Consider the following 25,793-nt stretch of genomic DNA (forward strand, 5'->3'; position numbering starts at 1 on the left):
GTCGGGCGTTTCGTATTTCGATGGAGCTCTTTAATTGATGTCGTCAGCATTTGAGACGAGCTACGGGTTTCCCCGCAGTGACGTCCGCTTGAGCAATTGGCGTGATGCACCTTGGAACGTCTGGGCATTCCGCCACGTCAGCGAACTCATCCCGACCGCACCGATCGCAGCCACAGCTGGGTTGGCCGAACATGCGCTTGTTAGCGCCGAAGGCTTGATCCGCGAGACTGCATCCATCGATGGGGCGAATGCCACGATCGCCGACATCCTGTCGATGACCTCAGCCGATGCCATGGTCGTCATGAAGTCCGGTCGCATCATTGCGGATTTTCACGCGCCGAGATTTGACCTGGAGACACGACATATTCTGTTCTCCGCGAGCAAATCCGTGACCGCGATCGTGGCGGGTATTCTGGAGGGTGATGGCGCACTCGATGTCGACAAGGTCGTGGCGCATTATGTGCCGGAGTTGAAATCGTCCGCCTATGCGGACGCACGGATCCGCGATCTTCTCGACATGCGGCTGAGCCTGGATTTCGAGGAAACCTACCTCGACCCGCGCGGCGACTTTGCCCGTTACCGACGAGCGGGGCTGTTTGAGCCCCCCGCGGCGGGCGATACTCCGGAAACGCTGCTTGCTTTCCTGTCCTCGCTGAAGAAGGGCCCGAAAGAGCATTGCGGACCTTTTCGTTACGCATCGCCGAATTCCGATGTTCTGGGTCTGGTCATTGAACGCGCGTCAGGGCTAAGGTTCGCGGACCTCGTTTCCATCAGGCTCTGGCAGCCGCTGGGTGCGAGGCGCGATGCCTATGTCACGGTCGATGCGGCGGGTTCGGCGCGAACCGGCGGGGGCATCTGCATGACGCCGCGCGATCTCGCTCGCATTGGCGAGATGATGCGGCTCGGCGGCGTCGTCAACGGGCGGCGCATCGTCTCGCAAGAATGGATCGCCGATTTGATCAACAACGGCTCTGCCGAGGCGTGGGCGCAGGGCAAGTCCACCGAGTGGTTGCCGAACGGCCGCTATCGCAGCAAATGGTATCAGACCGGCGAAGCGAGCAAGGCCTTCTTCGCCTTGGGCATCCATGGGCAATGGCTATACGTCGATCCCGCTGCTGAGATGGTCATCGCAAAATTCTCCTCTCAACCGGTGCCCGTCAGCAACGACATGAAGCGGCTCAATCTCGCGCTGTTTGACCGGCTCGCGAAATTGATTTGAGGACATCAAGGGTCACTTTTGCGTCAGTAGGAAGCCTGCGCTCCCTTCAGCAACGCGCGCATACAGTGGTAAGGAGCCGCCCTCAGGCGGCTACCGATTCGTTTTTCGCGAGCGCGGACCGCAGAGCCGGCGGCCGGACGAAAGCACCCGTGCCCGGTTCTGCCAAAACATTCCTGCCGTCGAACACGAGCTTGCCACGTAAATAGGTTGCAACAGGCCGGTAAGGCAGCTCGATCCCAGCATACGGACTCCACGTCACGAAGTTGTGCCCCGACTCTCCAGGATCATATCGGTGAGGCGCATGCGCCATCACCACAACGTCGGCGTCACGCCCCCGCTCCAACGCGCCCTTGCGGTGCCCGAACCTGAAAAGGCGAGCTGGATTGGCCGCAAGCAGCCTAGCGGCAAACGAGATGTCGAGATCGCGCTCGACCAGCCCCTTGACGAGCAACGAATATAGAACCTCCAAACCGGGAACGCCGGAAGAATTTTTCAGCATCATAGGATCGGTTTTGCGGTTCTCCGACCAGCTGACATGGTCGGTCGACACGACCGTCACGTGCCCTGCCGCCAGATGCCGCCAGAGAGCCTCGACCTCGGCACGCGGCCTAATGGGAGGGTTGATCTTGGCCTTGCCGCCGAGGCGCGCGACATCGCTGTCCTCGTCCAGCGTGAGATAATGGATGCAGGCCTCAACGGTCGTATCGAATCCCTGTTGGCGATAGGCCTGGCACAGGTCGTAGCCCCTCCCCACCGAGCAATGCACGACGTGCGTCGAACATCCCGATTGGGCGCCGAGCTCATAGACTTCTGCCATCGCCAGCGTTTCCGTGACTGGCGGCCGAGACAAGGCATGAGCACGATAATCGGTGATACCTCCGGCCTCGACGCTCGCCATCGCGGCTCTCACCATCTCGTCGTTCTCGTTATGCACGCCCGCGGCCAGGCCGAACTTGCCGATCTCGGTGAAGCAAGCGTAGAGATCTTGCGGGGGGATACGTGGAAAACGCTTCGAATCCGTGTTGAACGTGGAGAACTTGAAGGCAGAGACTCCTGCGTCGACCATTCCCGCGATATTTTTCGGCCCGTCACCAGGATAGATCGTACCGTACAGCGCATAGTCCACACGCGCTTGTTCGCCCGCCTCCTTGATCTTCTGCCTGACTCGATCCCCCGTGCAAACCAGGAAGCCGGCATCGTAGGGCATATCCACCACGGTCGTGACGCCGCCCGCGGCGGCCGCGCGGGTCGACCAGATGAAGTCTTCCTGGCCTAGCTGCGACTTGGAGTGGACTTGAGCGTCGATCGCCCCCGGCATCACGAAGGCTTTTCCGAAGTCTTGGCGCTCGCGGGCAGCGGGGGGCTCGCCGCCGCCGACCAGCTCAACGGTGTCTCCCCGGATCGCTACGTAGCCATTCTCTATCACCCGGTCGGTTCGCACTACCTGCCCGGTAAGAACGAGATCGAAATCGCTCATGAAGACACCTTTTCTGGATTCAACAGTTCTGCCGCACGATCGGCGCTGGTCGTCAGGATTGCTTGCCAATTCCCCAAAAGGAGTTGATTGGCTGGCGCGTCACGCCGGTCAGCTTCTTGCTGTAAGCTATCGGCGGATAGGAATAGCAGATCGGAATGTACGGAAGCGTCTTGAACGCCTCGACCTGGATCTCGTGGGCAACCTTCACCTTCTCTTGCGGGTTCGTCAGTAGGAACCATTGGCTTCGCAATTCCTCGAGCCGAGGATTGGTCGGCCATCCGAACCAAGATTGCTCGCCCGCGCCACGCAGCAGTGAGTTGACTGACGGATTGCGGAGATCGACGCCACCATATGTGCTGTTGAAGGCGCTCCATCCTCCCTTGTCGACCGGGCCCTTGTTGACGCGGCGCTGGATCATCCCAGCAAAGTCGGTCGTCACGAACTCAACGTTGAAGCCCATTCGCCTGAGAAGATCGTCCGATATTTGAGCAATCGCGGCCAGTGCCGGTGGCTCGTTCGCGCCAATGAACACGACCTTCTCGCCGGCATAGCCCGCAGCCTTGAGGGCTGCCTTCGCTTTCTCGATGCTTTTCTCCTTCAGCACGGATGCCCCGACGTCGCTCGCGTAAGGCGAGGTGCACGTATAGAAGCTTGGACAGGCTCCGCCGTTCTCGGGAAGGCCGGCCGTCGCGGCCGTCAAGTATTCACTCTGATCGATCGCCATCGCGACAGCCTGCCGGATTGCGGGGTTGTTGAATGGTGGCTGAAGGTGGTTCATCACGAACGTATAGTTCGTGGCGCTCGTATTCCTCGGCCCTACGACAAGCTTCTGATTGTCCTTCAGCAGGGGTACTAGATCTACCGGCAAACCATCCCAGTAGTCCTGCTCCCCGGATTGCATAGCGGCGGCGGCAGTCGCGGCATCGCCAATGAACGACCACTCAACCCGATCTACAGCTGCGGCGTGATTCCCCGCGAGGCCGCTGAACGGCTCGGATCGAGGAATGTAATCGCCGAACTTTGCGAACGACGCCTTTTGCCCCGGTATCCATTCTTTTGTGAGGAACTTGAAGGGACCGCTACCGATCGCCTCAGGTATCTGCTTGAATGGATCAGTCTTGGCGATCCGTTCGGGCATGATGATGCAGCTTGCGGGACTGAGCTTGCCCAACGCATCGAGCAACAGCGGAAACGGCGACTTCAAACGGAGCCTGAATGTGCGATCGTCGATGACATCCATCGAGTCCGTCACGGCCGCCACCATTTGACCGGCGACGTCTCGCGCCCACCATCTCCGGATCGACGCGATGCAATCGGCCGACCTGACCGGTTCGCCGTCGTGGAATTTGAGGCCCTCGCGAAGCTTGAAGATGTAGGTTTTGTCGTTTTCCTCGATCGTCCAGCCCTCGGCCATCTGCGGCTTCGGAACGAAATCGGCATCCGCGCCGATGATCGTGTCGAAAACCATGAAACCGAAATCCTGCGTGGCGGCAGCCGTCGTCCAGATCGGATCGACGCTGCCGAGATTTTGGCTCTTGATGACCTTCAACGTCGTCGTCTTGCCTTGCGCAAAAGCGGGCAAAGGAAGTGCGCTCGCGGCCAGGCCCTTCAGGAAATCTCGTCTGTACATGATTTTTCCTCTGTTCACTTCAATCGGCTGAGTCAATCCTGCGGATCCCAGGCCGGGGCCCAAGGAGGCGAGAAATAGCGCCTTTCCGGGCCGACCCCCGCGAGCGCAGCCATATCTTCATTGGAGAGTTCGAATTCGAAGAGGTCGAACTGGGATGCGATCTGTCCAGGTTCCCCGGTTTCGGGTATCGGCACCGGCAGGACGCCGTTCTGGATGTGCCAACGGAGCACGACCTGTGCTGGAGTTCGCCCGGTGCGCTTGGCCACGTCCAATACAGCGGTATGGCCGAGATCCTCGCGCCCCATCGGGGAATAAGCGATGGCGCGCACGCCTCGTGCGGTACATGCGGCGACGAGCCGTCGCTGCGGAAGTGACGGATGCACCTCGATCTGGTTCGCGAACAGTCTAGTGCCGGCCCGACCGGCCGCCGCGATGGTCTCGTCGAGCATAGCCACCGGAAAGTTGGCCACGCCGATATGTGAAACGACACCACAGCGCTGCAATTCGCCCATTGCGGAAAGCGTTTCAGAAATCGGCACGTCGGCGTTGGGCCAGTGGATGAGTAGAAGATCGATCCAATCAAGGCCGAGCGTGTCGAGGCTTCGCTGCGCCGACGCCAGCAGGCGTTCGGGACGAAGCTCATCGCGCTCCACCTTCGTGGTAACGAACATCTCGCGCCGGTCGATCCCGGAGAGGTCAATTGCCCGGCCTGCGGCATCCTCGTTGCCATAGCTCGGCGAAGTGTCGATGTACCGATATCCGATCTCGATGGCTTTGAGAACGACATCGGTGCATCTGTCGCCCAACAGCAGCCGCGTGCCGAGCCCGACCTGCGGCGGCGCGGGGGAGCGGCCGGATTGCGGGTTAGTGCTCGGTATGGTCACCGACCCGACGTTCATGCCGCACCGAAAGTGCCGTTGAACACGAGCTCCGACAGCGCCTTCCGCTCGCTCGGTATTTCCCGCGCCTTGAGATGATCCGGCAATGAAGAACTGTCGCCCAGCCTGCCGATCGCCGCGACGGCGTTGATAGTAAAGTCGTCGGGGACTTCCAGCTCGACGGCAAGCTTCTCCGCGTTGAAGCCCGCCATACCGTGCGTGTACCAGTCCGAGAGGTTTGCCTGGAGCGCGAAGCTCATCCATGCTGCGCCGGTGTCGAAGCTGTGAGTCGGTGACGGAAATTCCTTTCCATCGAATTGCAGAGTCTTCTTAGAGACGAACGCGATGAGCGCGGCGGCATGCACCGACCAGGATCGGTTCGTGTTCGAAAGCGCATCTAGAAACGGTTGCCATTTCGGTTGACCGCGCCTGACATAGATGAAGCGCCAGGGCTGCGCGTTCATGGACGACGGTGCCCACCTCGCCGCCTCGAACAGCGACATGAGTGATTCGTCGTCGATTTCGCTCGGCGAAAATGCCCTTGGCGACCACCGATCGATGAACATCGGCGCGACAACGCGTTCAGGCTTGCGGGGTGAAAGCGACTTGTACTGCCCCTCGTGATAGACCAGGGGCGGCACAGTCGATACGTCCCCACTCGTGACATGCCCGACGAAAATCGTGTGCGTTCCAACGTCGACCTCATAGTAGGTCGAGCATTCGAGATGAGCTGCGGCGCCCACGATGATCGGATTGCCGTTCAAGCCGATCCGGTGCTCGACGGTCGAAAACGGATTGTCCTGCTTCGAGGCAAACAGCCCACTTATCTCGTGCTGGTCTTCGGCCAGGATGTTGACCGTGAATTGCTTAGTCGTAGCGATGATCGGGTGGCTGCGGGTCGAGCGGTTAACGACGATGAGGATCGTCGCGGGGTCGGCGCTGACGCTGCAGACTGCCGTGGCAGTCATCCCATGCAGCCGCCCCTCGTTGCTAGTCGAAATCACTGCGACACTCGAGGCAATGTTGCGCATTAAGGCCTTGAATATCTCGCCGTTCATGAGCGCCAGATTTTCGTATCCGTTCACGTGTCACTCCTCAAGGACATAGCGACGTCATGCCGACGCCATATCGGCGGCTCTGCTGCGGCAGATCGCGAGCGACAGAACAGCACCCATGGCCAAAGCGAGAGCTGCGGCTGTCCAGCCGACGGCCGTCCACCCCCACTCCGTTCTCATGAGTCCTCCCGCCAAGAGCGATCCCGACGCTGTGGTAGCGAATACGAGAAGGTCATTTAGTCCCTGAACCCGTGGGCGCTCGATCGGATCGCAGCAGCCCGCGACCATGCTGGTTGCTCCGACGAAGCCTAGGTTCCAGCCAACGCCGACCAGGATGAGGCAAGTCCAGAACCCCAAGAGGCCGGTATCGCAGAGCGCCACAATCCCACTGAGGACAATCAACAACAGGCCGGTCAATGTGACCCGTGCCTCACCGAAGCGCGCGATCAAAGACCCCGTGACGAGGCTGGGTCCGAACATCGACAACACGTGCCATTGAATGCCCAGGGCGGCTTCGCCGATTGTATGACCGCAACCTGTCATCGCGATGGGAGCGGCCGTCATCAGAAAGCCCATCGTGCCGTAGGAGACCATGCCGGTGACTGCGGCGAGAAGAAATTTCGGCGTGCGCGCGATCTCGACGAGCGACCGTCCTCCGGGTCCGGTCTTCGTGGTCGCCGGCGGGACTTGCAATGGCAGCAGGACAATGAATGAGACTAATGCAAAGAGCGACTGCGTCAGAAAGCTGCCCGCGAACGTGAAGCCCGGCAGAGCATCCCTGGTCCAAATCACAGCTTGCGGTCCGATGATCGCTGCGACGAAACCGCCCATCATAACGAGAGAGATCGCCTTGGCGCGCCGGGCGGCCGGAACGGAATCAACTGCCGCAAACCGATAGGTCTGCACGCAAGCTCCGTTCAGCCCGGCCAGTACGGTCCCGATGCAAAAGACCGCGAACGATCCCGTGATGATTCCGTACGCTGCTGTCAGGCCGGCGAGGAGCGCGAGGATCGCTCCGCCAAGATAGACGGACCTGCGCCCGAACAAGCCGATTCCAAGCGACACGGGTATCGTGGCGAGCGCGAGGCCAACTGTGTAGAGGCTAACCGGAAGCGTCGTGAGTGCCTTGTACGGCGCAAGTATCTGACCGACGAGACCGCCCAAGGAAATTACGATAGGAGGTCCGGCCGCGCCGAAAGCCTGCGCGCTGGTCAGCGCGAGCACATTGCGGTGGAAAATAAGCGGCCTTGTCATCGGATGTCCCCAGACCAACTTCGCTCGGCCTAGAATGCCATCACGTTGTCCCTCAGGTGCTCATGGCTATACTCTTTTCGCGTCAGGCCGCGCTTCTGCAACACGGGAACAAGCTCGTCGGTTACGCTATTGACATAGCGCGGCGTGACAGGCCCGGTAACGAGGAAGCCGTCCCCGCCGATTTCCTCCATGGCCTCCTTCATCATCGAGGCGATCTCGTCCGGCGTTCCGATCAGCTCCCAGCCAGGAGGACGCATTCCGATATCTCGCAGGGTCGCCTTTGGCCCTGCATCCTTGAACATGCGTAACATTGATTGCATGCCGTTCGTCTTGATCTCCGGAAGCGGTGTATCGAGATCGAATTTCGAGAAGTCGATGCCGGACAAGAACGAGAGGGAAGCAAGGTGCGCCTCGAATCGGCGCTGCCTCATCTTAGGCAAATTTTCCTTGATCTCTTCGACGCCCTTCTTGTCGCGCGCGACAAATACGCCGGCGATGAACATCGTCTTAATCTTGTCCGGGTCTCGACCATAGGCCTCCGCGTGCGATCGGACCTCCGCGCGATATTCCTTCATCTCCGCGATCGAATCGCCGCCGGCGAGTACAACCTCGGCGTTGCGCCCACTGAACTTACGGCCGCGCGGCGAGCCACCCGGAGCGACATACAGGGGTTTGGTCTGAGGAGAGCGCGGCACGTTCAGCGGACCGCGCGACTTGTAGTATTTTCCCTGGAAGTTGATCGCCTTGACCTTCGACGGATCGACGAACGTCTGGCTCTCTAGGTCCATGCGCACGGCATCGGCATCCCAGGCTTCCCAGAGTTGCGCTGCGAGATCGATGTACTCGTCCGCCATGTCATAGCGCTGGTCGTGCTCGAACTGCTTGTCGTATCCGAAGTTCTGCGCAGCCGCATCGCTGGTGGCGGTCACGATGTTCCAGCCGATACGTCCCTTCGAATAGTGATCGAGAGTTGCCATCTGCCGCGCCAAAATCCAGGGCGGATAGAAGGTCGTCGTTAAGGTCAACGCGACGCCTAGGCGTTTGGTCACCGAAAGGATGTAAGGCGTCAGGACCGCCGGATCCAGCTTCGGCGTCATCGTCGCGTTTTTCAGGTAGAAATCCATCGATCCCTTGTAGGCAGAAGGGACGGCGCTGGTGTCCTCCAGAATCATGAAATCGAAACAGGCCCGCTCGAGGGCTCGTGCCGCATCTTGATAAATGTCCGGCTGCGTCCAGTCGTAGCTTGGGGCGTAATTGGGCGTATTCCAACCTTGGACCGTAATGCCGGGGCCCAAAAACCAACCCAGATGAAACATGCTCATGACGACTCCTGCGTTCCGAATCCAGCGGAATAATTCTTCGAAAGCAGGAAACCACGAACGCCGCACCGCTGATAATTCAATCTCCCGAAACCGCCGATAACAATTGCCGTACCCGATATGATCGGCTCGGAGGGCGAGACTCTGCCCTTACCCGGCACTTACCGCTCACGTTGAGCTCTTTCTCGCATCAGGCCATGAGCTTTAAGGATGCAACGTGATCGTCCGCGTTGTTCGGCTCAAGGGCGATGCGTTCGCCTGCCGACGAGAACGCGCTTCGCAGTTCCTCGATAAACTCCTGAGCAGCTGGATCCAGGATGTCGTTTCGCATCCTGACCAGACAAATGCTGCGCAGAACGCGGGGCGCGTGGATGGTGTGAATGGAAAGGCGCCTGCGATCGGTGCTCTTGTGGATGGCTCCGGTCGGCAGAATGGTCGCATACCGTCCAATCTTCACGAGACTTAGCGCCGCGGCCATGGAATCGACCTCGATCCTCGGATTAAGCTCCAAGCCCGCCTTTTGCAGCGGTTGGGCGATGATCGAGCGCAGGCCGTGCCGATTTGATGGGAGCACCAGTGGCAATCTGGACGCGGTCTCAAGCGTAACAGGCCCCGGCGGCAGGAGCTGCGTCGATCTTTCAACGACGACCGCCATCTCGTCCTCCGCAATCAGATCAAAGCACATTTCCGGGCTTTCGACTACGCGATCCGTCAGGGCGAAGTCGATGCGTCCAGACAAAAGCCATTGCAGCAGCTTCGCGGAGTAGGCCTCGAGCACCCGGACAATCGTCTCGGGATAGCGCTCGGACCACCGATTAAGCGCGTTCGCGAAGTATTCGGCCGTCTCGCTTTCGGCATCGAGCGCAGGAATGAGGCCAAGCCGGAGCCGCCGCAGTCGCCCGCCGACCGCGCCGGCCCGCAGCGTTCGAACAGCACCTTCGAACTCAGCCATCAGCGGCGCAAGCAGGCTGTAGAGAAAGTCAGCGCTCGAGTTCGGCTCGAGGCCGCGATGGGAGCGCTCGAACAGTTGCGCTTCCAATAACTCCTCAAGGCCGTGCAATTGCACAGTCAGTGCCGGCTGCACGATGCACAGGCGCTGCGAAGCTCGCCGCATATTTCCTTCCTCGTACAGCGCCAGGAACGAGCGACATAGTTTCAGCGAAATTCGCTCCGGCTCGGTATCATTCGCTGGCGCCAACCCCTTGGTCGCCATGGCTGAAGCGAGCGACAGTTTGTACTGCTCGCAGAGCTCCGGACCGAAAACGGCGCTGTATTCGCCGGATATGGTGATGGTTGGATCGAAATCGCTCTTCTCAAGCAGAGCGCATTCGAATTGGTCGCTCACGAGGTTTGGATTCAGCTGCGCGGCTGGAATGAGGAGGCTGAAGTTTCTGCTGCTACTGCCATTGGCCAAGATCTCCTGCAAGTCCTGGCTCAGGCAGTTGATGCGCGCCTGGGTCTTTTCCGCGATGGCAAGGAGGAGCGCGAGTTGATTTTCGGGCAGTTCGGGCACCGAAAAGGTGTTGTTCACCAGTTCGGACAAGGCCATGTCCTTGGTGGACCACCCCTTGTTCGGTCCCGCGCGCACCACGACCCAACGATCCGCGATTACGTGCACATCTGCGGATTTTGGGCCGCCGGATCGCTTGTCCCCGAAATTGACGACCAGAGCACTCCTGTCGGTTGGCTCAGATCTGCCGTACCTCGGAGTGACCCAGTACGGGCTGACGCGCCTCATCGCGGATCTCGCGACCCCGATAAACGCTCGGTCAAACATTCCACCGGCGCATTCTTGTGGCAGGGCCACCTCGATACGCCTGGGGACGGCCTCTTCTCTGCTGCGGAAATAGGCGAGGCAATGCGCAGCGTGTTCCATGAAGGGAAGCAGCAGCCTGTAAGCTTCGCGTCCGACCGGCGTAACGGCCAAGCCACCTTGAAGGCGGATAACGAGGCGCTGGCCCAATTCATCGCTCAGCGACTTGACATGCGCGCTCAGGGACGAGCGCCCTAATCCAAGACGTTTCAGGGCCGGTACAACGCTTCCCTCCTCTACCAACGCCAAGAACGTCTCGATCTGGCTCAGATTGATGCCGGAGGTGCGGTCGCGAAGGTCTGCAACAGGCATACGGGTGTCCTCGCCGGAATCCCGTAAAGCGCAGCAAAATGCATGCCAGCATTAACCTTCGGTGGATGCATGCTGCTCTGAAATGCCCAGATGGCATGCCACCAACCTGCGCGGTGTTCCGACTGATCTCAATTTGGGCTCTTCCACCTTGCAGCGATCAAAGGCTTTCGGACATCGCGTATGAAAGCGGCAACCCATCGGCGGGTTGATTGGGCTAGGGACGTCGCCCGCAAGTACGATGCGCCTGGAAGTTTCTCCTCTTGTCTTGGGCACTGCTGAGATCAGGGCGCGGGTATAGGGATGCATCGGACGGTCGAGGACCAAGTCACGGTCGCCAATTTCGACCACCACGCCCAGATACATCACCGCGATACGATGCGTCAGATAACCGACAATGGCTAAGTCGTGGCTTATGAAGAGCAGTGACAGCCCGAGGCGGTCCTGAAGGCTCGCCAGCAGATTGACGATCTGCGCCTTAACGGAGACGTCGAGCGCCGATACGGCCTCGTCGCAAACGATCAGACTCGGCTCCGGCGCCAGCGCGCGCGCAATGCATATTCTCTGACGCTGGCCGCCGGAGAACTCATGAGCGAAGCGAGTTGATGCCTCGCGCGGAAGACCAACCATCTCGAGGAGCTCGCCGACCCGGGCGTCGACAGCCTTGCGCCCCTCGACGATCCCGAAATTGATAAGTGGCTCGGCTAAAATGTCGCCGATTCGCATCCGCGGACTGAGGCTGGCCATGGGGTCCTGGAAGATGACTTGGAAGTGTCGCCTGATCCTCCTCAGCTGCGGCTTAGCTAGGCCGTCGACCCGCCAGCCATCGAACCAAACGGCTCCTGCGCTTGGAGGCGTCAGGCCCAGGACCGTTCTGCCCAAGGTGGATTTCCCGCACCCGCTCTCGCCTACGATCGAGAGAGTCTCCCCCCGCGCAACTGTGAACGAAACGTCGTCGACAGCCTTCACGACCTCTCGGGGTCCGAAGCCCGTGCGAGGGCGCGGGAAGTGCTTCTTGAGCGAAATGACTTCGAGAAGAGCAGATTCACTCATGCGACCGGCGTCCTGATCTTGTGATGGCACGCCACTCCATGTCTGGGAGAGACATTCTCCAGCCTGGGTTCGATCTCTAGGCAGATTGAGGACGTGAGACCGCATCTTGCTGCGAAGGAGCACCCGACGGCGACTCGACTCGGCGACGGCACCTGTCCAGGGATTTCGGTCAGCGGCCCGCCACTTCTGCTGCAACCAAGACTCGGTATGGACCCCAAAAGACCGACCGTGTAGGGATGCGCAGGTTGAGAAAAGATTTCCGCGATGGTCCCTTCCTCCACCTTCACCCCCGCGTACATGATTACGACGCGGTCGGCCAATTCGGCCACGACGCCCAGATCATGCGTGATAATCACGATCGACGACCCGGTCCGAGTTTTGAGGTCGCGCATCAAACCAAGAATTTGAGCCTGCACCGTGACATCGAGGGCCGTCGTTGGCTCGTCCGCAATCAGAATCTCGGGATCGCACGCCATCGCCATGGCAATCATGACGCGTTGGCGCATCCCTCCAGACAGTTGATGCGGATACTCGCGCATCCGTCGCTGTGGATCGGCAATGCCGATCTGGACTAACAAATCCAGAGCCCGGCGTCTGGCTTCGGCGCGGGATTTGTCATGATGGAGCAAGACCGCCTCGGCGATCTGGTCGCCGATCGGCATGAGCGGGTTGAGCGAACTCATCGGCTCCTGAAAGATCATGCCGATTTCGTTGCCGCGCACGGTCCGCATTCGGGCTTCGGGTAGCGTCAGAAGCTCGGTTCCCTTAAACTTTATACTTCCGGAGATCTTCGTCTTGTCGGGATCGTGCAACCTCATGAGGGATAAAGCTGTTACGCTCTTGCCCGAGCCCGATTCCCCCACAATCGCCACCGTTTCCGCCGCTCCGACGGAGAATGACACGCCGCGGACGACGCGAAGGCTCCCAACAGATGTGTCAAAGGAAACATCGAGGTCGTGAACTTCTAGGACGGGGTTCACGGCCGCTCTGCCATTCTGGGATCGAGGGCGTCTCTCAGTCCGTCGCCCAAAAGGTTCACCCCTAAGACAGTCACGCCGAGAAATACCGCCGGAATGAACACGAGGTGCGGCTTCACCTGCCAGAGCGTTTTCCCGTCAGCCATGATGTTGCCCCAAGACGGAATCGTGGGCGGCGTACCAGCACCAATGAACGAAAGGCTCGCCTCGATGATGATCGCCGCCGACGCCACGAAGGTGGCCTGAACCGTCAGCGGCGATACGACCGCTGGCAGCAGATGTCGGATGACGATTTTAGGGGTTGTCGAGCCGGCGGCTACGGCCGCCTCGACAAAAGGCAACTCTCGCAGCGCAAGCATGACCCCGCGTATCACTCGCGCGACCCGAGGAATCTCGACGATCGTAATCGCGACAATGACGGTGCCGACCGAACCTCGCGTCGCGGCCATGAGGGCGATAGCCAGAAGCATCGCGGGAATTGACATGAAGCCATCCATGATCCGCATCACGACCGAGTCAGCCCACTTTCCGGACGCCGAGACCATTCCGATAATCGTGCCGCCGATGCACGACAAAAATGCGCATGATATGCTGACGCCTATAGAGATCCTCGCGCCATATACAACGCGCGAATAGAGATCGCGGCCCAACGCGTCGGTGCCGAACCAGAACTCCGCCGACGGGGGCCGCAGCCGTTTGGTCACGGATACCGCACGCGGGTCGACGGCTCCCAGCATCGGCGCAAAGGCTGCTATCGCAGTGACCACGAGTAAGATCAGGACACCCGCAACGATTTGCGGGTGTCGTTTAAGGACGCGCCAACCCTTCCAATCTAAAATACTCGGCCGAGACGGCCGTTCGACCGTTCGTAGACGTTCAACGATGTCGGAAGGAGATGCGTGACTGTTCAATATCGGATCCTCGGATCCAGAACCGTGTACGCCAAGTCGGTGATGAGGTTAATAAGAACGTAACTGGCACTGAAGAGCAAGACGACGCCTTGTATTACCGGATAATCGCGATGCAGGATTGCATCAAGCGTCAGGCGTCCGATACCAGGAATGGAGAAAACACTCTCTGTAATGACGGAGCCTCCCATTAGCGTCGCGATACCGATGCTGACGATCGTGACGATCGGCACGGACGCGTTCCTCAAGGCATGCTTGTAGAGGATTACGCGAGGCCCGGCCCCTTTCGCGACAGCTGTTCTCACATAGTCCTGTGTCAACGTGTCAAGCATCGACGCTCGCGTTGTTCTCGCCAGAATAGCGGCATAGGATAGACCGAGCGTCAGCGAAGGAAGGAGGAGATGCGAGATGTAGGGAGCGAAACCATCAGCTAATGGAACGTAACCTTGCGCCGGCAGCCAGCCGAGCGTGGTCGAGAACGAGAAGGCGAGGAGATACCCAACCACGAATACCGGTAGCGAAAATGCAAGCACCGTTAGCGACGTGATCACTCTGTCGATCGCACGTCCCCTGCGCCAAGCCGCGACCACTCCGACCGGAATGGCTATGGCGACGGACACGACGAGGCTCAATGTCAGCAGAGAGAAGGTTGGCCCTATGCGCTGACCGATCATGTGCACGACAGGCTGATTGGCGAAGATGGATGTGCCGAGATCTCCATTCATGACCTGCCAAATCCAGACGCCGAATCTGATGTAGAATGGCTGGTCGAGCCCCATCGATATACGGATCCGCTCGACCTCTTCTGGTGTCGCCTGATCCCCTGCGATCATCGCGGCAGGATCTCCGGGCGTGACGTAGAGCAGCCCAAACACAATAGAGGCCACGATAAACATGACCGGAGGCAGCATCAGCAGGCGGCGGACTATGTAGTAGAGCATGTCGTCTCCCGAGCCGCGCACGCCCGATGCGCCGTCCCGATTGGCTTAAGGAAGACTAGTCCGGCATCGCTCGAACAGCCAATAGTGGTTCACGTCTCCGGCGATAGATTCCACGGTAAGGTGGCTGCAAAGCGGAATGCTTGATCACAGTGCTCAATACCGTGCCAGTGAATGCTACGAAATTGTTCTTGGAGGCTGCCTTCATCCAGGTCATTGGCCCGTTCCTGATGCCGTCAACTCGACTCCGCATCTCTCGCCAATTGCCCCCATACTCACTGACCTCCACGTGCGCGAAACCTTAAAGACCAAACCAGTTCCAAATTAACGCGCATTCCAAAGCGGACGCACCCGCGTAAGAGCAATCTGCATTCTCTGCTTCCTGGAGCGCGGTTTCATTGGATCGATTGGCAAGGCCATTTTCTCATGCCTCCCGAACCTGCGCCGCTTGCCGCCCTTGCGGAAGAGGCCATCGCCTGGTTGCAATCAGGATGCCTTACCGCGGGGGATGCCAATAGCTTCGAGGCGCGCCTTCTCGGCTTCGGGTAAAGCTGCAGACCATTCGGCTTCTTTTCCGTGTAGTGGGAGGACGCGACCGAACTCGACCATCTGGTTTGGCGGCAGTTCGGAAATGTATACCCAAACGGAACTCGGCTTCATCTCGGAGGCGAAGGCGATGTCGGAAGTGAGCCGCACCAGCAGCTTGTCCTTTAGCTCAGTTGGACGACCGTCGCGGATAGTCCCGTGGACGAAGATATGATCGCCGTCGAGAGGTGCGCCACCGAGAAAGTAGTTTCCCGACCTGACCTCGTTGAAGGTCACCTGCGCGAAGTAGAACGGAGCTCCTGTCGTCTCACCATGCGCTCGCGTCACAGCTTCAGCGATTCGGCTCTTCTGAGGTCCGCTTAGCCGTCCTTCCGTACAGGTCACAATGTAGGTGGGCATCTCGTTTCCTTTCAAGTTTTTGAGACTTATCGTTCAAGTTAGAATTCTTTTGGCCCCCTCGAGGACTTCTACCACCGGTTATGCACGCCCACACACGTCAGATGACCTGATCATCCAATGGACGGTCCTTAGTCTCAGGAAGAAAAAGGAGTCCAACGACGAAAGCTGCCGTCGCTATCACGATCGGATACCAAAGGCCGGCGAACATATTTCCGTAGGCCGCGACCAAGGCGAAGGCCGTCGTCGGGAGAAAACCGCCAAGCCATCCGTTTCCGATGTGATAGGGGAGAGACATCGCGGTATACCGTATGCGGGTCGGGAAGAGTTCGACCAAGACCGCGGCTATAGGTCCATACACCATCGCAACCAGCGCCACGAGCGCAACGAGCATCAGCAGCACCATCGGATAGTTGATCTCCGCAGGGTCGGCCGACTTCGGATAGCCCGCCGCGGAGATCGTTGCGCTGATCGCCTTTGTGAAGTCAGCGCCCTTTTTGCCAGCATCCTCTTTCGACAGACCGGACGCTTCGTAGCTGTCCACCCGCTGGTCACCGACCTTGACGTAGGCGATAGCGCCAGAGGGAGCGGCTTCGTTTGCGTAACTCACGCCGGCACCGGCAAGGAACGACTTGGCTATGTCGCAGGAGCGCGTAAATTTGGCCGTGCCGACAGGATTGAACTGGAAAGAGCACTGGTTCGGATCGGCGACGACGGTGACTGGAGAGCTTCGCTGTGCTGCATAAAGCGCTGGGTTTGCGTAGCGCGTCAGGCCTTCGAAGATGGGAAAATATAGGACAGCCGCCCCCAGGAAACCAAGGAGGATTATCGGCTTACGACCCACGCGATCGGACAGCGCACCGCAAATTACAAGCAGGGGTGTTCCGATGACCAGCGCCGCGGCGATGAGAAGATTGGCCGCGATGGGCTCAACTTTCAGCGTCTGGGTCAGGAAGAAGAGTGCATAGAACTGACCCGTGTACCAGACGACCGCCTGCCCGGCGACCAGACCGAACAACGCAATAAGGACAATCTTGACGTTGGCCCACCGTCCGAATGCTTCGGAGATCGGCGCCTTGGATATCTTGCCCTCGGCTTTCATGCGCTGAAAAATCGGAGATTCCGTCAGAGACAGGCGGATCCACACGGAAATTCCCAACAGCGCGATGGAGACGATGAACGGTATTCGCCACCCCCACATTCCGAAATCCGTCTCGCCCACGGCCAAACGCGTTGCGAGGATCACGATCAACGACAGGAAGAAACCTAACGTCGCTGTCGTCTGGATCCACGCGGTGTAGAATCCTCGCTTTCCGCGCGGAGAGTGCTCGGCCACATAAGTCGCTGCTCCGCCGTATTCGCCACCCAGCGCAAGTCCTTGCACCAACCGCAGGACGATCAGAGCGGCCGGTGCGGCCACACCTATGCTGGCATAGGTGGGGAGGATGCCGACCACGAAAGTGGACAACCCCATGATTACGATGGTGACGAGGAACGTGTATTTGCGGCCGATCATGTCGCCGAGCCGACCGAAGAATAGAGCGCCAAAGGGACGCACTGCAAAGCCCGCGGCAAAGGCCAGCAAAGCGAAGATGAAGCCGGTCGTCTCGTTTACCCCGGAGAAGAATTGCTTGCTTATGATGGTGGCCAGCGATCCGTAAAGATAAAAATCGTACCATTCGAAGACCGTCCCGAGAGACGATGCGAATATGACTTTGGCGGTGTCGGCTCCGATGTGGTCGGACGTCGTTCGATCATCGATCGCGGCTACTGTCATTTGCTTTATTCCTCCTTGAGATCATAATTTTTTCATCGTTTTTGGGCGCGTTGAGACGACGCCGACGGGTTGCTTCCTTCTGCAATTGCTTGTATGTACAACCAAACGCATATGGGCCGGCCCAAGGTTAGTTGTGTGTACACGCAACTAATTTCGGTGTCAAGCGTACTCATTTCCGGTCGATGAGCCAGGTTGTGCGGGAGATTCGAAATTGAGACAGATGTATACTGACTGTTACTGCACCCAACTGCGCAGAGCATCGAGCGGCGTTACCAAGATCTACGACGACGCTTTGCGCGCCCAAGGCTTGAGGATCACGCAGTTCTCGATGCTTCGAGGCTTGCAGAGATTGGGCCAAGCGACCCTATCGGAGCTGTCGGAGGAGCTTGCGCTCGATAGGACCACGATGTCGCGAGGCGTAAAAATGCTAATCGACGCGGGCTGGGTTGACGCAACGACTGGCGAGACCGATGCGCGCGAGAAGATTCTCCGATTGAACGAGCGGGGGAAGAAGAAGCTAAGCGATGCGATCCCCTCCTGGTCAAAGGCGCAGGCGAAGGTAGAAGCCCATATGAAGCAGCACTTAAAATCAACTACCGAGAAGCGTTTGATCGAGGCCCTCTTGTCCCTTCAGTTCTCAGATTAACCCGAAAGCGGCCGGCGCGCTCCGCAAGTGCGCCGACCGGCTTGCATCAGGAGAGCGTCGGCATCACGAACTCCGACCCCTTTGCGATACTAGTAGGCCATCGGGTCGTCACGGTTTTCAATCGGGTATAGAATCGCACACCCTCGGGCCCATGCATGTGGTGATCGCCAAAAAGCGAGGCCTTCCATCCGCCGAACGAGTGGAAAGCCATGGGCACGGGAATAGGAACGTTGATACCAACCATGCCTACCTTGATCCGGTTGGCGAATTCACGTGCGACGTCGCCATTCTGGGTAAAGATCGCCGTTCCGTTACCGTATTCATTGTCGTTGATCATCCCCGCAGCGGTCGCATAGTCCGGAGCACGCACAACACTGAGCACCGGTCCGAAAATTTCTTCCTTGTAGATTTTCATATCGGTCGACACGCGGTCAAAAAGCGTACCGCCGATGAAGTAGCCACCTTCATTCGACCGGAAATCGCGACCGTCAACCAACAACTTGGCCCCCTCCTCTACGCCGGAGTCGATGTAGGCTCGGACCTTCTCGAGATGCTGTCGAGTAACCAACGGACCCATCTCGACATCCGGATTGGTGCCCGCTCCGATCTTGAGCGCCCTCACCTTGGGCTCGAGTCGCTCAAGAAGGGCCTCAGCCGTCCGGTCTCCTATCGGAACTGCGACTGAAATGGCCATACAGCGCTCGCCTGCAGACCCATAAGCGGCTCCCATGAGCGCATCAGTCGCCTGGTCAAGATCGGCATCTGGCATGACGATCATGTGGTTCTTAGCACCGCCGAGCGCCTGGCACCGCTTACCGGAGTTCGCTGCGGTGCCGTAGATGTATCGCGCGATAGGGGTCGACCCCACAAAGCTCACAGCCATCACCTCCGGGTTATGTAGGATAGCATCAACGGCCTCCTTATCGCCGTGAATGACGTTGAACACACCGTTTGGCAGCCCTGCCTCCGTGAGCCAATCCGCGATCAGGAGCGATGCAGATGGATCGCGTTCTGATGGCTTCAAAACGAAGGTATTTCCGCAGGCGAGCGCCACAGGAAACATCCACATAGGCACCATGGCCGGGAAGTTGAACGGCGTGATCCCTGCTACCACGCCCAAAGGCTGACGAACGCCATAGCTGTCCACCCGAGATCCGACGTTCTCGCTGATCTCGCCCTTCAGGAGACTCGGCGCACCCACCGCGAACTCCACGACCTCGAGACCGCGCTGAACTTCTCCTTTCGCATCAGAGAGTATCTTACCGTGTTCTGATGTAATGAGACCGGCAAGTTCGTCGATGCGATCTTCGGCAATCCGGAGGAAACGGTTGAGAATGCGGGACCGACGCAGCGGGGAAGTATTGGCCCAGCCTTCGGCGGCTTGTCTCGCCGAGGCAATCGCCTCATTGACTTCGGCACTGCTTGCAAGACCGACTTCGCCTGTCGCCTCTCCAGTTGCCGGGTTGAAAACAGATGATGTGCGCTGGCTCCGGCCAAGGACGCGCCTGCCGTTGATATAGTGAGGAATTCGGGTTGTCGTCATCGCCAGGTTCTCCGATTGAGATAACCGGATTACCTTGGGCAGTCCCGCACCCATCTCTCAACGAGAAGCATTGCGGACCGGTTGTGCAGAAAATAGAGTCGACGGATGGATTGGGATCGAATTCGCATATTTCTCGAAGTAGCGCGGAGTGGCCAGATCCTCGGCGCCGCGAAGCGGCTGAAGGTAAATCACGCGACGGTTGCGCGGCAGTTGACTGCACTCGAGGAGGATCTGAACACTAAGCTAGTCACTCGAACGACAACCGGTTCGTCGCTGACGCCGGCAGGCCTCGCGCTCCTTGGAGCGGCCGAGCGAGCCGAGTCCGAATTTCTGCGGGTTGGCGCCGCATTTGTCGAAGCTTCCGACCGGCTGGACGGCACGGTTCGAGTCGGAGCGCCGGACGGTCTCGGAAACTACTTCTTGGTGGACAAGTTGGCTGCTTTCGCAGCCGACAACCCTGGCCTCAAGATACAATTGGCGCCGCTTCCTCGTACATTCTCCCTCGCCAAGCGGGAAGCCGACATTGTGGTGATGCTCGACAGACCGGAGGAAGGAAAGCTCATCTGCACGAAGCTCACAGACTACACTTTGGGTCTCTATGGAGCCGACGGATACATTAAAAAGGCTTCGCCGTTAACCCATCCAGAGCACCTATCGGACCACCTCCTGATCACCTATATCGACGATATCGCCTACAGTCCCGCTCTGGATTACGCATCCGGTTTCGAAATGCATACCAAGCGACGCTTCGAGTGCGGGAGCGTCATGGGGCAGGTCGAAGCAGTCAGGGCGGGACATGGCGTCGGAATTCTGCACGATTATGCGGCGGCCCGGTACCCCGAACTTCGTCGGCTTTTACCCGACCATAGCTTCACGCGAAGCTACTGGCTCGTTTCCCATCCGGACACGCATGAAACTCCCCGAGTCAAAGCCGTGCATCGGCACCTCGTGACTTCCATACGGCGAGCAAGGAAGTATTTCCTCGTGCGGTGAAGAGAAGTGACAGGTCGTTATAGCAAGGGTCTTTTGCACCGATAGTTTCCGGGACGATAAGATGATAGGAGCCGGTCGTGCGCGGGGTTCCATAACGCCCCGATCTCGTTGTATTCACCTACGATCGATCGCTCGATCCTGACGTTATATGCCGTTCGATGTCACCATGCGTGCCCGTCGACGCAGTCTGGCGGGAGGATATTGGAGTATAGCATAACGCGCTGGCAGAACTGGCGGACTTGCGGCGTATAATCGGGCGCGTCCGTCATGCCGTTAGGCCGTTCGGGTTCGCTCTCGGTCAAAGGGCGTGACGTTGTGAGGGGCGATCGGTGCGACGTCACCGCGTTGGAAATGGGCGCGTACGGCATCGAGGAAAAGGTCGCGCGAGGCCAGCCGCTGGTGCTTCCGCCAGCATACCCCCAAAATGGCTTCCGGCGGCGGCGGGTCGGCGAGCACGAAGGCAAGTGGCTTATAGACGACACCGCGAACCCTAAGCATAGCGACCCATTCGGGAACAAGCGCGACGCCCATACCAGCGGCGACCATCGCCACGATGGTCTGCTTTTCCGTGGCTTCCTGCACGATATTGGGATGGGCGCCAACCGCGTCGAAGAAACGCATGATCAGTCCGAATGTGCACGGCCTGGTACGCTTTGGGGGGAGAATGAGCGGCTCGTTCAGGATTTCGTGCAGCCCGACCTCTTCCCGCTCGTGCAGGTCATGGCTTTGCGGTAACGCGACCAATAATCGCTCTCGAGTGAGATATTCCCATTGCAAGTCAGGCTCCTTGACGGGGGGCCGAAGGAAGCCGATGTCGAGCCGACCGGTCATAAGTCCTTGCAGTTGACGAGAGGTCGTCGCCTCTTCCAACTGGATCTTGACCCGACCTTGTTCTTGGCGAAAAGCGTACAGAACTTCCGGAAGAAAGCCCGCCGCGGCAGAATCCAAAGCGCCGATCCGCAGAATTTCGCCCTCGTCTCTGGCAGCCTCCTGGACGCTACGTTGAGCGCTCTTGGTCCGCTGCAGAATATCTTTTGCTTCGTCTAGAAACACTGTTCCAGCACGGGTAAGAACCACGCTCCGCGTAGTTCGCGAAAATAGCCGGACGTCGAGTTCTTCCTCCAGCATTCGGATGTGCCGGCTTAGTGCCGATGGCGCCATGTGCAGGCGCGCAGCCGCCTTTCCGTAATGCAGCTCCTCGGCCACGGTGACGAAACAGCGCAGGTGCTTGAGATCCATTGCCAATCTTTCTTGGTCGTTCGCGGTCGAGTTCAGGCCGGCCGCACGGTACGCCTCAGATTAAATCGAATCCCCGGACCGAAATAGTCGGAATACACCCGTTCGGCCTGCGCATCGTCGAATTCGCCAGCCATGCGAGACACGACGACCGTGCCAACGATATTTCCTATAATATTGGTCGTCGCACGCGCTTGGGTCATGAATCGATCGACGCCAATCAGCAACCCCAGGCCTTCCACCGGCAAAACATGCGTCGCAGAGAGCGTTGCTGCAAGGGTAATAAATCCGGCTCCCCCAACCCCGCTTGCCCCCTTCGACGTCAGCATCAGGAGGACGAGCAACCCGACCTGCTGACCGAGTGTCATATCGATACCGTAGGCCTGGGCAATAAAAAGAGCCGCGATCGACAGATAGATCGATGCGCCATCTGCGTTGAAAGAGTATCCCGTCGGCAACACGAGACTGGCGGCCGGTAGCGAACAACCAAGACGGTTGAGCTTTGCGATAAGCTGCGGGAGCACCGATTCCGAGGCGGCAGTGCCGACGACGATGAGGATCTCGGCCCCGGCGAAGCTGAGAAGCCGGTACATGCTGAAGCCGCTGGCCCTCGCGACGACAAACAAGACGACCACGACGAAGACGACCGAAGTCGCATAGACGCAGGCTAGGACCTTGCCTAAGATAACGACGGACCCGATGCCGTACTTTCCAACCGAGAACGCCATGGCGCCAAAGGCGCCGATCGGTGCGAGGCGCATGATCATGTTGATCAACCGGAACATTATCGTGCTGGTAGAATGAACAACTTCCAACAGCGGCTCCGCCTTTGCTCCAACAAGCGTTCCCGCGCATCCGAACAAAACGCCGAACAGCACGATCTGCAGAAGGTCTCCGCGGGCGAACGCACCAACAACATTGTCGGGCACGAGATTGGTCAGGAAGTGGACAATTGAATTGCCCGCTGCAGCATCTTGATACTGTCGGATGTCGACTGCCGAGGCCGCGGAGTGGCCCAGGCCTGCGCCCGGCCTAAAGAGGTTGGCGACGATGAGACCAAGAGCAAGTGCGGCCGTCGTGACGATCTCAAAATAGAGAATTGCCGAGCCACCGATCTTACCGACGCGCTTGAGATCGCCCACTGTTGCGACCCCCGACACGATCGTCAGAAAGGCGATAGGCGCCACGACCATGCGGATAAGCTTGATGAACGTGTCCCCGAGCGGCTGCATGGATTCGCCGACCTGCGGAAAGTAATGGCCTAGGATGATACCGATGACTGCAGCGGCGAAGACCTGCATGGTCAAGCCGCAATACCAGGGCGCTTTGGCCGAGGAGACGGTCGGGTCGGCGATTTCAGCAGCTTTCTTGTCTGTCAGGGCGACGGCGCCAGTCATTTCCAGCTTCCTCCAATATGAGCTTTTGGGTGACTTAAGCACGCCGGTGCCAGCAGCATTGAACGCGATAAATGCACAATCATCTCGCACAATCGGGGCGCCCGAGACGGCCTAGGATGCCGTCATCACAAGCTTGGCGTCGAGACCGAGCCGTATCCAAAACCAGCTATCGAGGCTACAAATGCCATATCTTCAGCTAGACACTCCTTTTGCATATTCAGTCGACCAGAAGCGCCACCTCGCCAAGCGCATGGGCGAGATCTACGCGGACGTGATGAAGGCGAACATCAATCGCATCAGCATCGCGATCCGGGAACTTGGCGAGGGAGGCCTCTGGCGTTGCGGTCCGAATGATCCCCGACCGGTGGCCCTCCTCATGTGCGATATTCGGCAGGGACGCGAGAAAGAAACCCGCGCAGAGCTGGCGCGTCAATTGGTAGAAGCGTGTATCGAGATCGTCGGTCTCGACGAGACGACCATCAACGTCGAGTTCACCCAGCATTCGGGTGACGAGATGTACCACACCATGTATGGCGGCCTGAGCGACGATTGGCAGGCTGGCCAGACGGACACTCTGAACGGTCGCGCCTAGACCATACGCGGCGGCAAGATTTGCCGCGGTATGAATTCGGCTTCGTAGCTCGACGAACGCGGCCATGGCGCATTCTCACATCGCCTTGACAATGTTCTCGGTGACCTTCTTGGCGTCGCCGAGCAGCATCATGGTGTTGTCGCGGTAGAACAGCGGATTGTCGATGCCGGCATAGCCCGAGGCGAGCGAGCGCTTGATGAACATCACGGTGCCGGCCTTCCAGACCTGGAGCACCGGCATGCCGTAGATCGGCGAGGTCTTGTCCTCTTCGGCGGCCGGGTTGGTGACGTCGTTGGCGCCGATCACGAAGGCGATGTCGGCCTGCGCGAATTCGGAGTTGATGTCCTCGAGCTCGAACACCTCGTCATAGGGCACGTTGGCTTCGGCGAGCAGCACGTTCATGTGGCCGGGCATGCGGCCGGCGACCGGGTGAATGGCGTATTTCACCTCGACGCCTTCCTTCTTCAGCATGTCGGCCATTTCGCGCAGCGCGTGCTGGGCCTGGGCCACCGCCATGCCATAGCCGGGCACGATGATGACCTTGGAGGCGTTCTTCATGATGAAGGCGGCATCGTCGGCCGAGCCGAGCTTGGCAGGCTTCTGCTCGCCGCCGCCACCGCCGGCAGCGGCAGTCTCGCCGCCGAAGCCGCCAAGGATGACCGAGATGAAGGACCGGTTCATCGCGTGGCACATGATGTAGGACAGGATCGCGCCGGAGGAGCCGACAAGCGCGCCGGTGATGATCAGCGCGGAGTTGCCGAGCGTAAAGCCGATGCCCGCCGCGGCCCAGCCGGAATAGGAGTTCAGCATCGAGATCACGACCGGCATGTCGGCGCCGCCGATCGGGACGATCATCAGCACGCCGAGCGCCAGCGCGATGATGACGATCAGCCAGAAGTCGAGCGCGCTGCCGGACATCACCAGCCCGACGATGAAGAACACCAGCGCCACGGCGAGCGCGATGTTGATGATGTGGCGGAACGGCAGGATGATCGGCGCGCCGCTCATGCGCGCGGACAGCTTCAGGAACGCGATCACCGAGCCGGTGAAGGTCAGCGCGCCGATGGCGACGCCGAGCGACATCTCGACCAGGCTCTGCGGATGGATGTTGCCGGGGGTGCCGATGTCGAAGGCTTCGGGCGCGTAGAACGCGCCGGCGGCGACCAGCACCGCGGCCATGCCGACCAGCGAGTGGAAGGCGGCGACCAGTTCCGGCATCGACGTCATCGGCACGCGGCGGGCGATCACCGCGCCGATCCCGCCGCCGATGGCGATGCCGAGGATCACGAGGATCCACGCGACGCCGTCCGCCGGCGGATGGCTGGCCAGCGTGGTTGCGACCGCGATCCCCATGCCGATCATGCCGAACAGATTGCCCTGGCGCGACGTCGCCGGGCTCGACAGCCCGCGCAGCGACAGGATGAAGAGCACCCCCGCCACGAGATACAAGAATGCAGAGAGATTGGCGTTCATCTCAGGTCCCCATCTGTCCCTTCAGCCCGAGGTGGCCACTCACTTCGACTTCTTCTTGTACATCGCCAGCATGCGCTGGGTGACGAGGAAGCCGCCGAAGATATTCACGCTGGCGAAGATGAGCGCGACGAAGCCGAAGCCCCGCGCCCATCCAGAACCGCTCGAAATCATGCCGACCCCGACGGCCAGCAGCGCGCCGACCACGATCACCGAGGAGATCGCGTTGGTCACGCTCATCAGCGGCGTATGCAGCGCCGGCGTCACCGACCACACCACGAAATAGCCGACGAAGACGGCGAGGACGAAGATCGACAGCCTGAAGACGAAGGGGTCGACGACCTGTGCAACATGCTCCATGGCGGCT

At 59.4% G+C, this 25,793-nt stretch carries 21 protein-coding genes and 1 pseudogene; 3 read left to right on the plus strand and 19 right to left on the minus strand.

Annotation, left to right across the window (positions count from 1 at the left end):
• The first annotated feature begins 292 nt into the window (after positions 1-292).
• A complete protein-coding gene (locus tag G8O24_RS21330) occupies positions 293-1,219 on the plus strand; it encodes a serine hydrolase domain-containing protein (RefSeq protein ID WP_368736610.1) in 927 nt (308 codons plus the stop codon).
• An 82-nt stretch (positions 1,220-1,301) separates the two neighbouring features.
• On the opposite strand, the gene ertD is transcribed toward G8O24_RS21330, so the two are convergent.
• From ertD to G8O24_RS21395, 13 genes and pseudogenes are all read right to left on the minus strand, one after another.
• Positions 1,302-2,696 carry a hydantoin-5-propionate amidohydrolase gene (ertD, locus tag G8O24_RS21335; RefSeq protein ID WP_188102731.1) on the minus strand — a complete coding sequence of 465 codons (1,395 nt, stop codon included), beginning with the start codon at positions 2,694-2,696 and terminating at the stop codon, positions 1,302-1,304.
• Between the two features lie 52 nt (positions 2,697-2,748).
• Positions 2,749-4,362, minus strand: coding sequence for an ABC transporter substrate-binding protein (locus G8O24_RS21340; RefSeq protein WP_188102733.1), 1,614 nt, complete (start codon positions 4,360-4,362; stop codon positions 2,749-2,751).
• The gene (locus G8O24_RS21345) at positions 4,359-5,225 is read right to left on the minus strand and encodes an aldo/keto reductase (RefSeq protein ID WP_188102735.1); all 867 of its coding nucleotides are present in this window, start codon (positions 5,223-5,225) and stop codon (positions 4,359-4,361) included. Before G8O24_RS21345 ends, G8O24_RS21340 begins: the two co-directional genes overlap by 4 nt.
• Positions 5,222-6,289 carry a flavin reductase gene (locus G8O24_RS21350; protein ID WP_188102737.1) on the minus strand — a complete coding sequence of 356 codons (1,068 nt, stop codon included), beginning with the start codon at positions 6,287-6,289 and terminating at the stop codon, positions 5,222-5,224. The genes G8O24_RS21345 and G8O24_RS21350 overlap by 4 nt, the downstream gene beginning before the upstream one ends.
• A 27-nt stretch (positions 6,290-6,316) precedes the next feature.
• The gene (locus tag G8O24_RS21355) at positions 6,317-7,513 is read right to left on the minus strand and encodes an MFS transporter (RefSeq protein WP_188102739.1); all 1,197 of its coding nucleotides are present in this window, start codon (positions 7,511-7,513) and stop codon (positions 6,317-6,319) included.
• Between the two features lie 29 nt (positions 7,514-7,542).
• A complete protein-coding gene (locus G8O24_RS21360) occupies positions 7,543-8,835 on the minus strand; it encodes an NtaA/DmoA family FMN-dependent monooxygenase (protein WP_188102741.1) in 1,293 nt (430 codons plus the stop codon).
• Between the two features lie 187 nt (positions 8,836-9,022).
• Entirely contained in the window at positions 9,023-10,957 is a 1,935-nt protein-coding gene (locus G8O24_RS21365) for a LysR substrate-binding domain-containing protein (RefSeq protein WP_188102743.1), read from the minus strand.
• A 51-nt stretch (positions 10,958-11,008) separates the two neighbouring features.
• On the minus strand, positions 11,009-12,007 hold the full coding sequence (locus G8O24_RS21370; RefSeq protein ID WP_188102745.1) for an ABC transporter ATP-binding protein: 999 nt from the start codon (positions 12,005-12,007) through the stop codon (positions 11,009-11,011).
• Positions 12,004-12,987, minus strand: a complete 984-nt coding sequence (locus G8O24_RS21375) for an ABC transporter ATP-binding protein (protein WP_188102746.1) — start codon at positions 12,985-12,987, stop codon at positions 12,004-12,006. The genes G8O24_RS21370 and G8O24_RS21375 overlap by 4 nt, the downstream gene beginning before the upstream one ends.
• Positions 12,984-13,799 (minus strand): annotated as a pseudogene (locus G8O24_RS21380) (ABC transporter permease); the annotation flags it as partial. The pseudogene G8O24_RS21380 and the gene G8O24_RS21375, both read right to left, overlap by 4 nt.
• A gap of 92 nt (positions 13,800-13,891) precedes the next feature.
• Positions 13,892-14,833, minus strand: coding sequence for an ABC transporter permease (locus tag G8O24_RS21385; RefSeq protein WP_188102750.1), 942 nt, complete (start codon positions 14,831-14,833; stop codon positions 13,892-13,894).
• Between the two features lie 483 nt (positions 14,834-15,316).
• Positions 15,317-15,775: a tautomerase family protein gene (locus G8O24_RS21390; RefSeq protein ID WP_188102752.1), complete on the minus strand. Its 459-nt coding sequence runs from the start codon at positions 15,773-15,775 to the stop codon at positions 15,317-15,319.
• Between the two features lie 97 nt (positions 15,776-15,872).
• Entirely contained in the window at positions 15,873-17,549 is a 1,677-nt protein-coding gene (locus tag G8O24_RS21395) for an MFS transporter (protein WP_188102755.1), read from the minus strand.
• Positions 17,550-17,769: 220 nt separating this feature from the next.
• Here G8O24_RS21395 and G8O24_RS21400 point away from each other — a divergent pair, with 220 nt between their 5' ends.
• Positions 17,770-18,195, plus strand: coding sequence for a MarR family winged helix-turn-helix transcriptional regulator (locus G8O24_RS21400; RefSeq protein WP_188102833.1), 426 nt, complete (start codon positions 17,770-17,772; stop codon positions 18,193-18,195).
• A gap of 46 nt (positions 18,196-18,241) precedes the next feature.
• On the opposite strand, the gene G8O24_RS21405 is transcribed toward G8O24_RS21400, so the two are convergent.
• Positions 18,242-19,738, minus strand: a complete 1,497-nt coding sequence (locus G8O24_RS21405) for a CoA-acylating methylmalonate-semialdehyde dehydrogenase (protein ID WP_188102757.1) — start codon at positions 19,736-19,738, stop codon at positions 18,242-18,244.
• A gap of 105 nt (positions 19,739-19,843) precedes the next feature.
• On the opposite strand from G8O24_RS21405, the gene G8O24_RS21410 reads away from it, so the two are divergent.
• Positions 19,844-20,731, plus strand: a complete 888-nt coding sequence (locus G8O24_RS21410) for a LysR family transcriptional regulator (RefSeq protein WP_188102759.1) — start codon at positions 19,844-19,846, stop codon at positions 20,729-20,731.
• A gap of 273 nt (positions 20,732-21,004) precedes the next feature.
• On the opposite strand, the gene G8O24_RS21415 is transcribed toward G8O24_RS21410, so the two are convergent.
• From G8O24_RS21415 to G8O24_RS21435, 5 genes are all read right to left on the minus strand, one after another.
• Positions 21,005-21,970 carry a LysR family transcriptional regulator gene (locus G8O24_RS21415; RefSeq protein ID WP_188102761.1) on the minus strand — a complete coding sequence of 322 codons (966 nt, stop codon included), beginning with the start codon at positions 21,968-21,970 and terminating at the stop codon, positions 21,005-21,007.
• A gap of 32 nt (positions 21,971-22,002) precedes the next feature.
• Positions 22,003-23,364, minus strand: coding sequence for a C4-dicarboxylate transporter DctA (gene dctA, locus G8O24_RS21420; RefSeq protein WP_188102763.1), 1,362 nt, complete (start codon positions 23,362-23,364; stop codon positions 22,003-22,005).
• A 217-nt stretch (positions 23,365-23,581) separates the two neighbouring features.
• Positions 23,582-24,022: a hypothetical protein gene (locus G8O24_RS21425; protein ID WP_188102764.1), complete on the minus strand. Its 441-nt coding sequence runs from the start codon at positions 24,020-24,022 to the stop codon at positions 23,582-23,584.
• A 9-nt stretch (positions 24,023-24,031) separates the two neighbouring features.
• A complete protein-coding gene (locus tag G8O24_RS21430) occupies positions 24,032-25,429 on the minus strand; it encodes an NAD(P)(+) transhydrogenase (Re/Si-specific) subunit beta (RefSeq protein WP_188102766.1) in 1,398 nt (465 codons plus the stop codon).
• 39 nt (positions 25,430-25,468) lie between these two features.
• Positions 25,469-25,786 (minus strand): proton-translocating transhydrogenase family protein, encoded by a 318-nt coding sequence (locus tag G8O24_RS21435; protein WP_188102768.1) that lies wholly within the window; start codon positions 25,784-25,786, stop codon positions 25,469-25,471.
• Between the last annotated feature and the right edge of the window lie 7 nt (positions 25,787-25,793).

The organism is Bradyrhizobium campsiandrae (genome assembly GCF_014529705.1).
Classification (GTDB): Bacteria; Pseudomonadota; Alphaproteobacteria; order Rhizobiales; family Xanthobacteraceae; genus Bradyrhizobium; species Bradyrhizobium campsiandrae.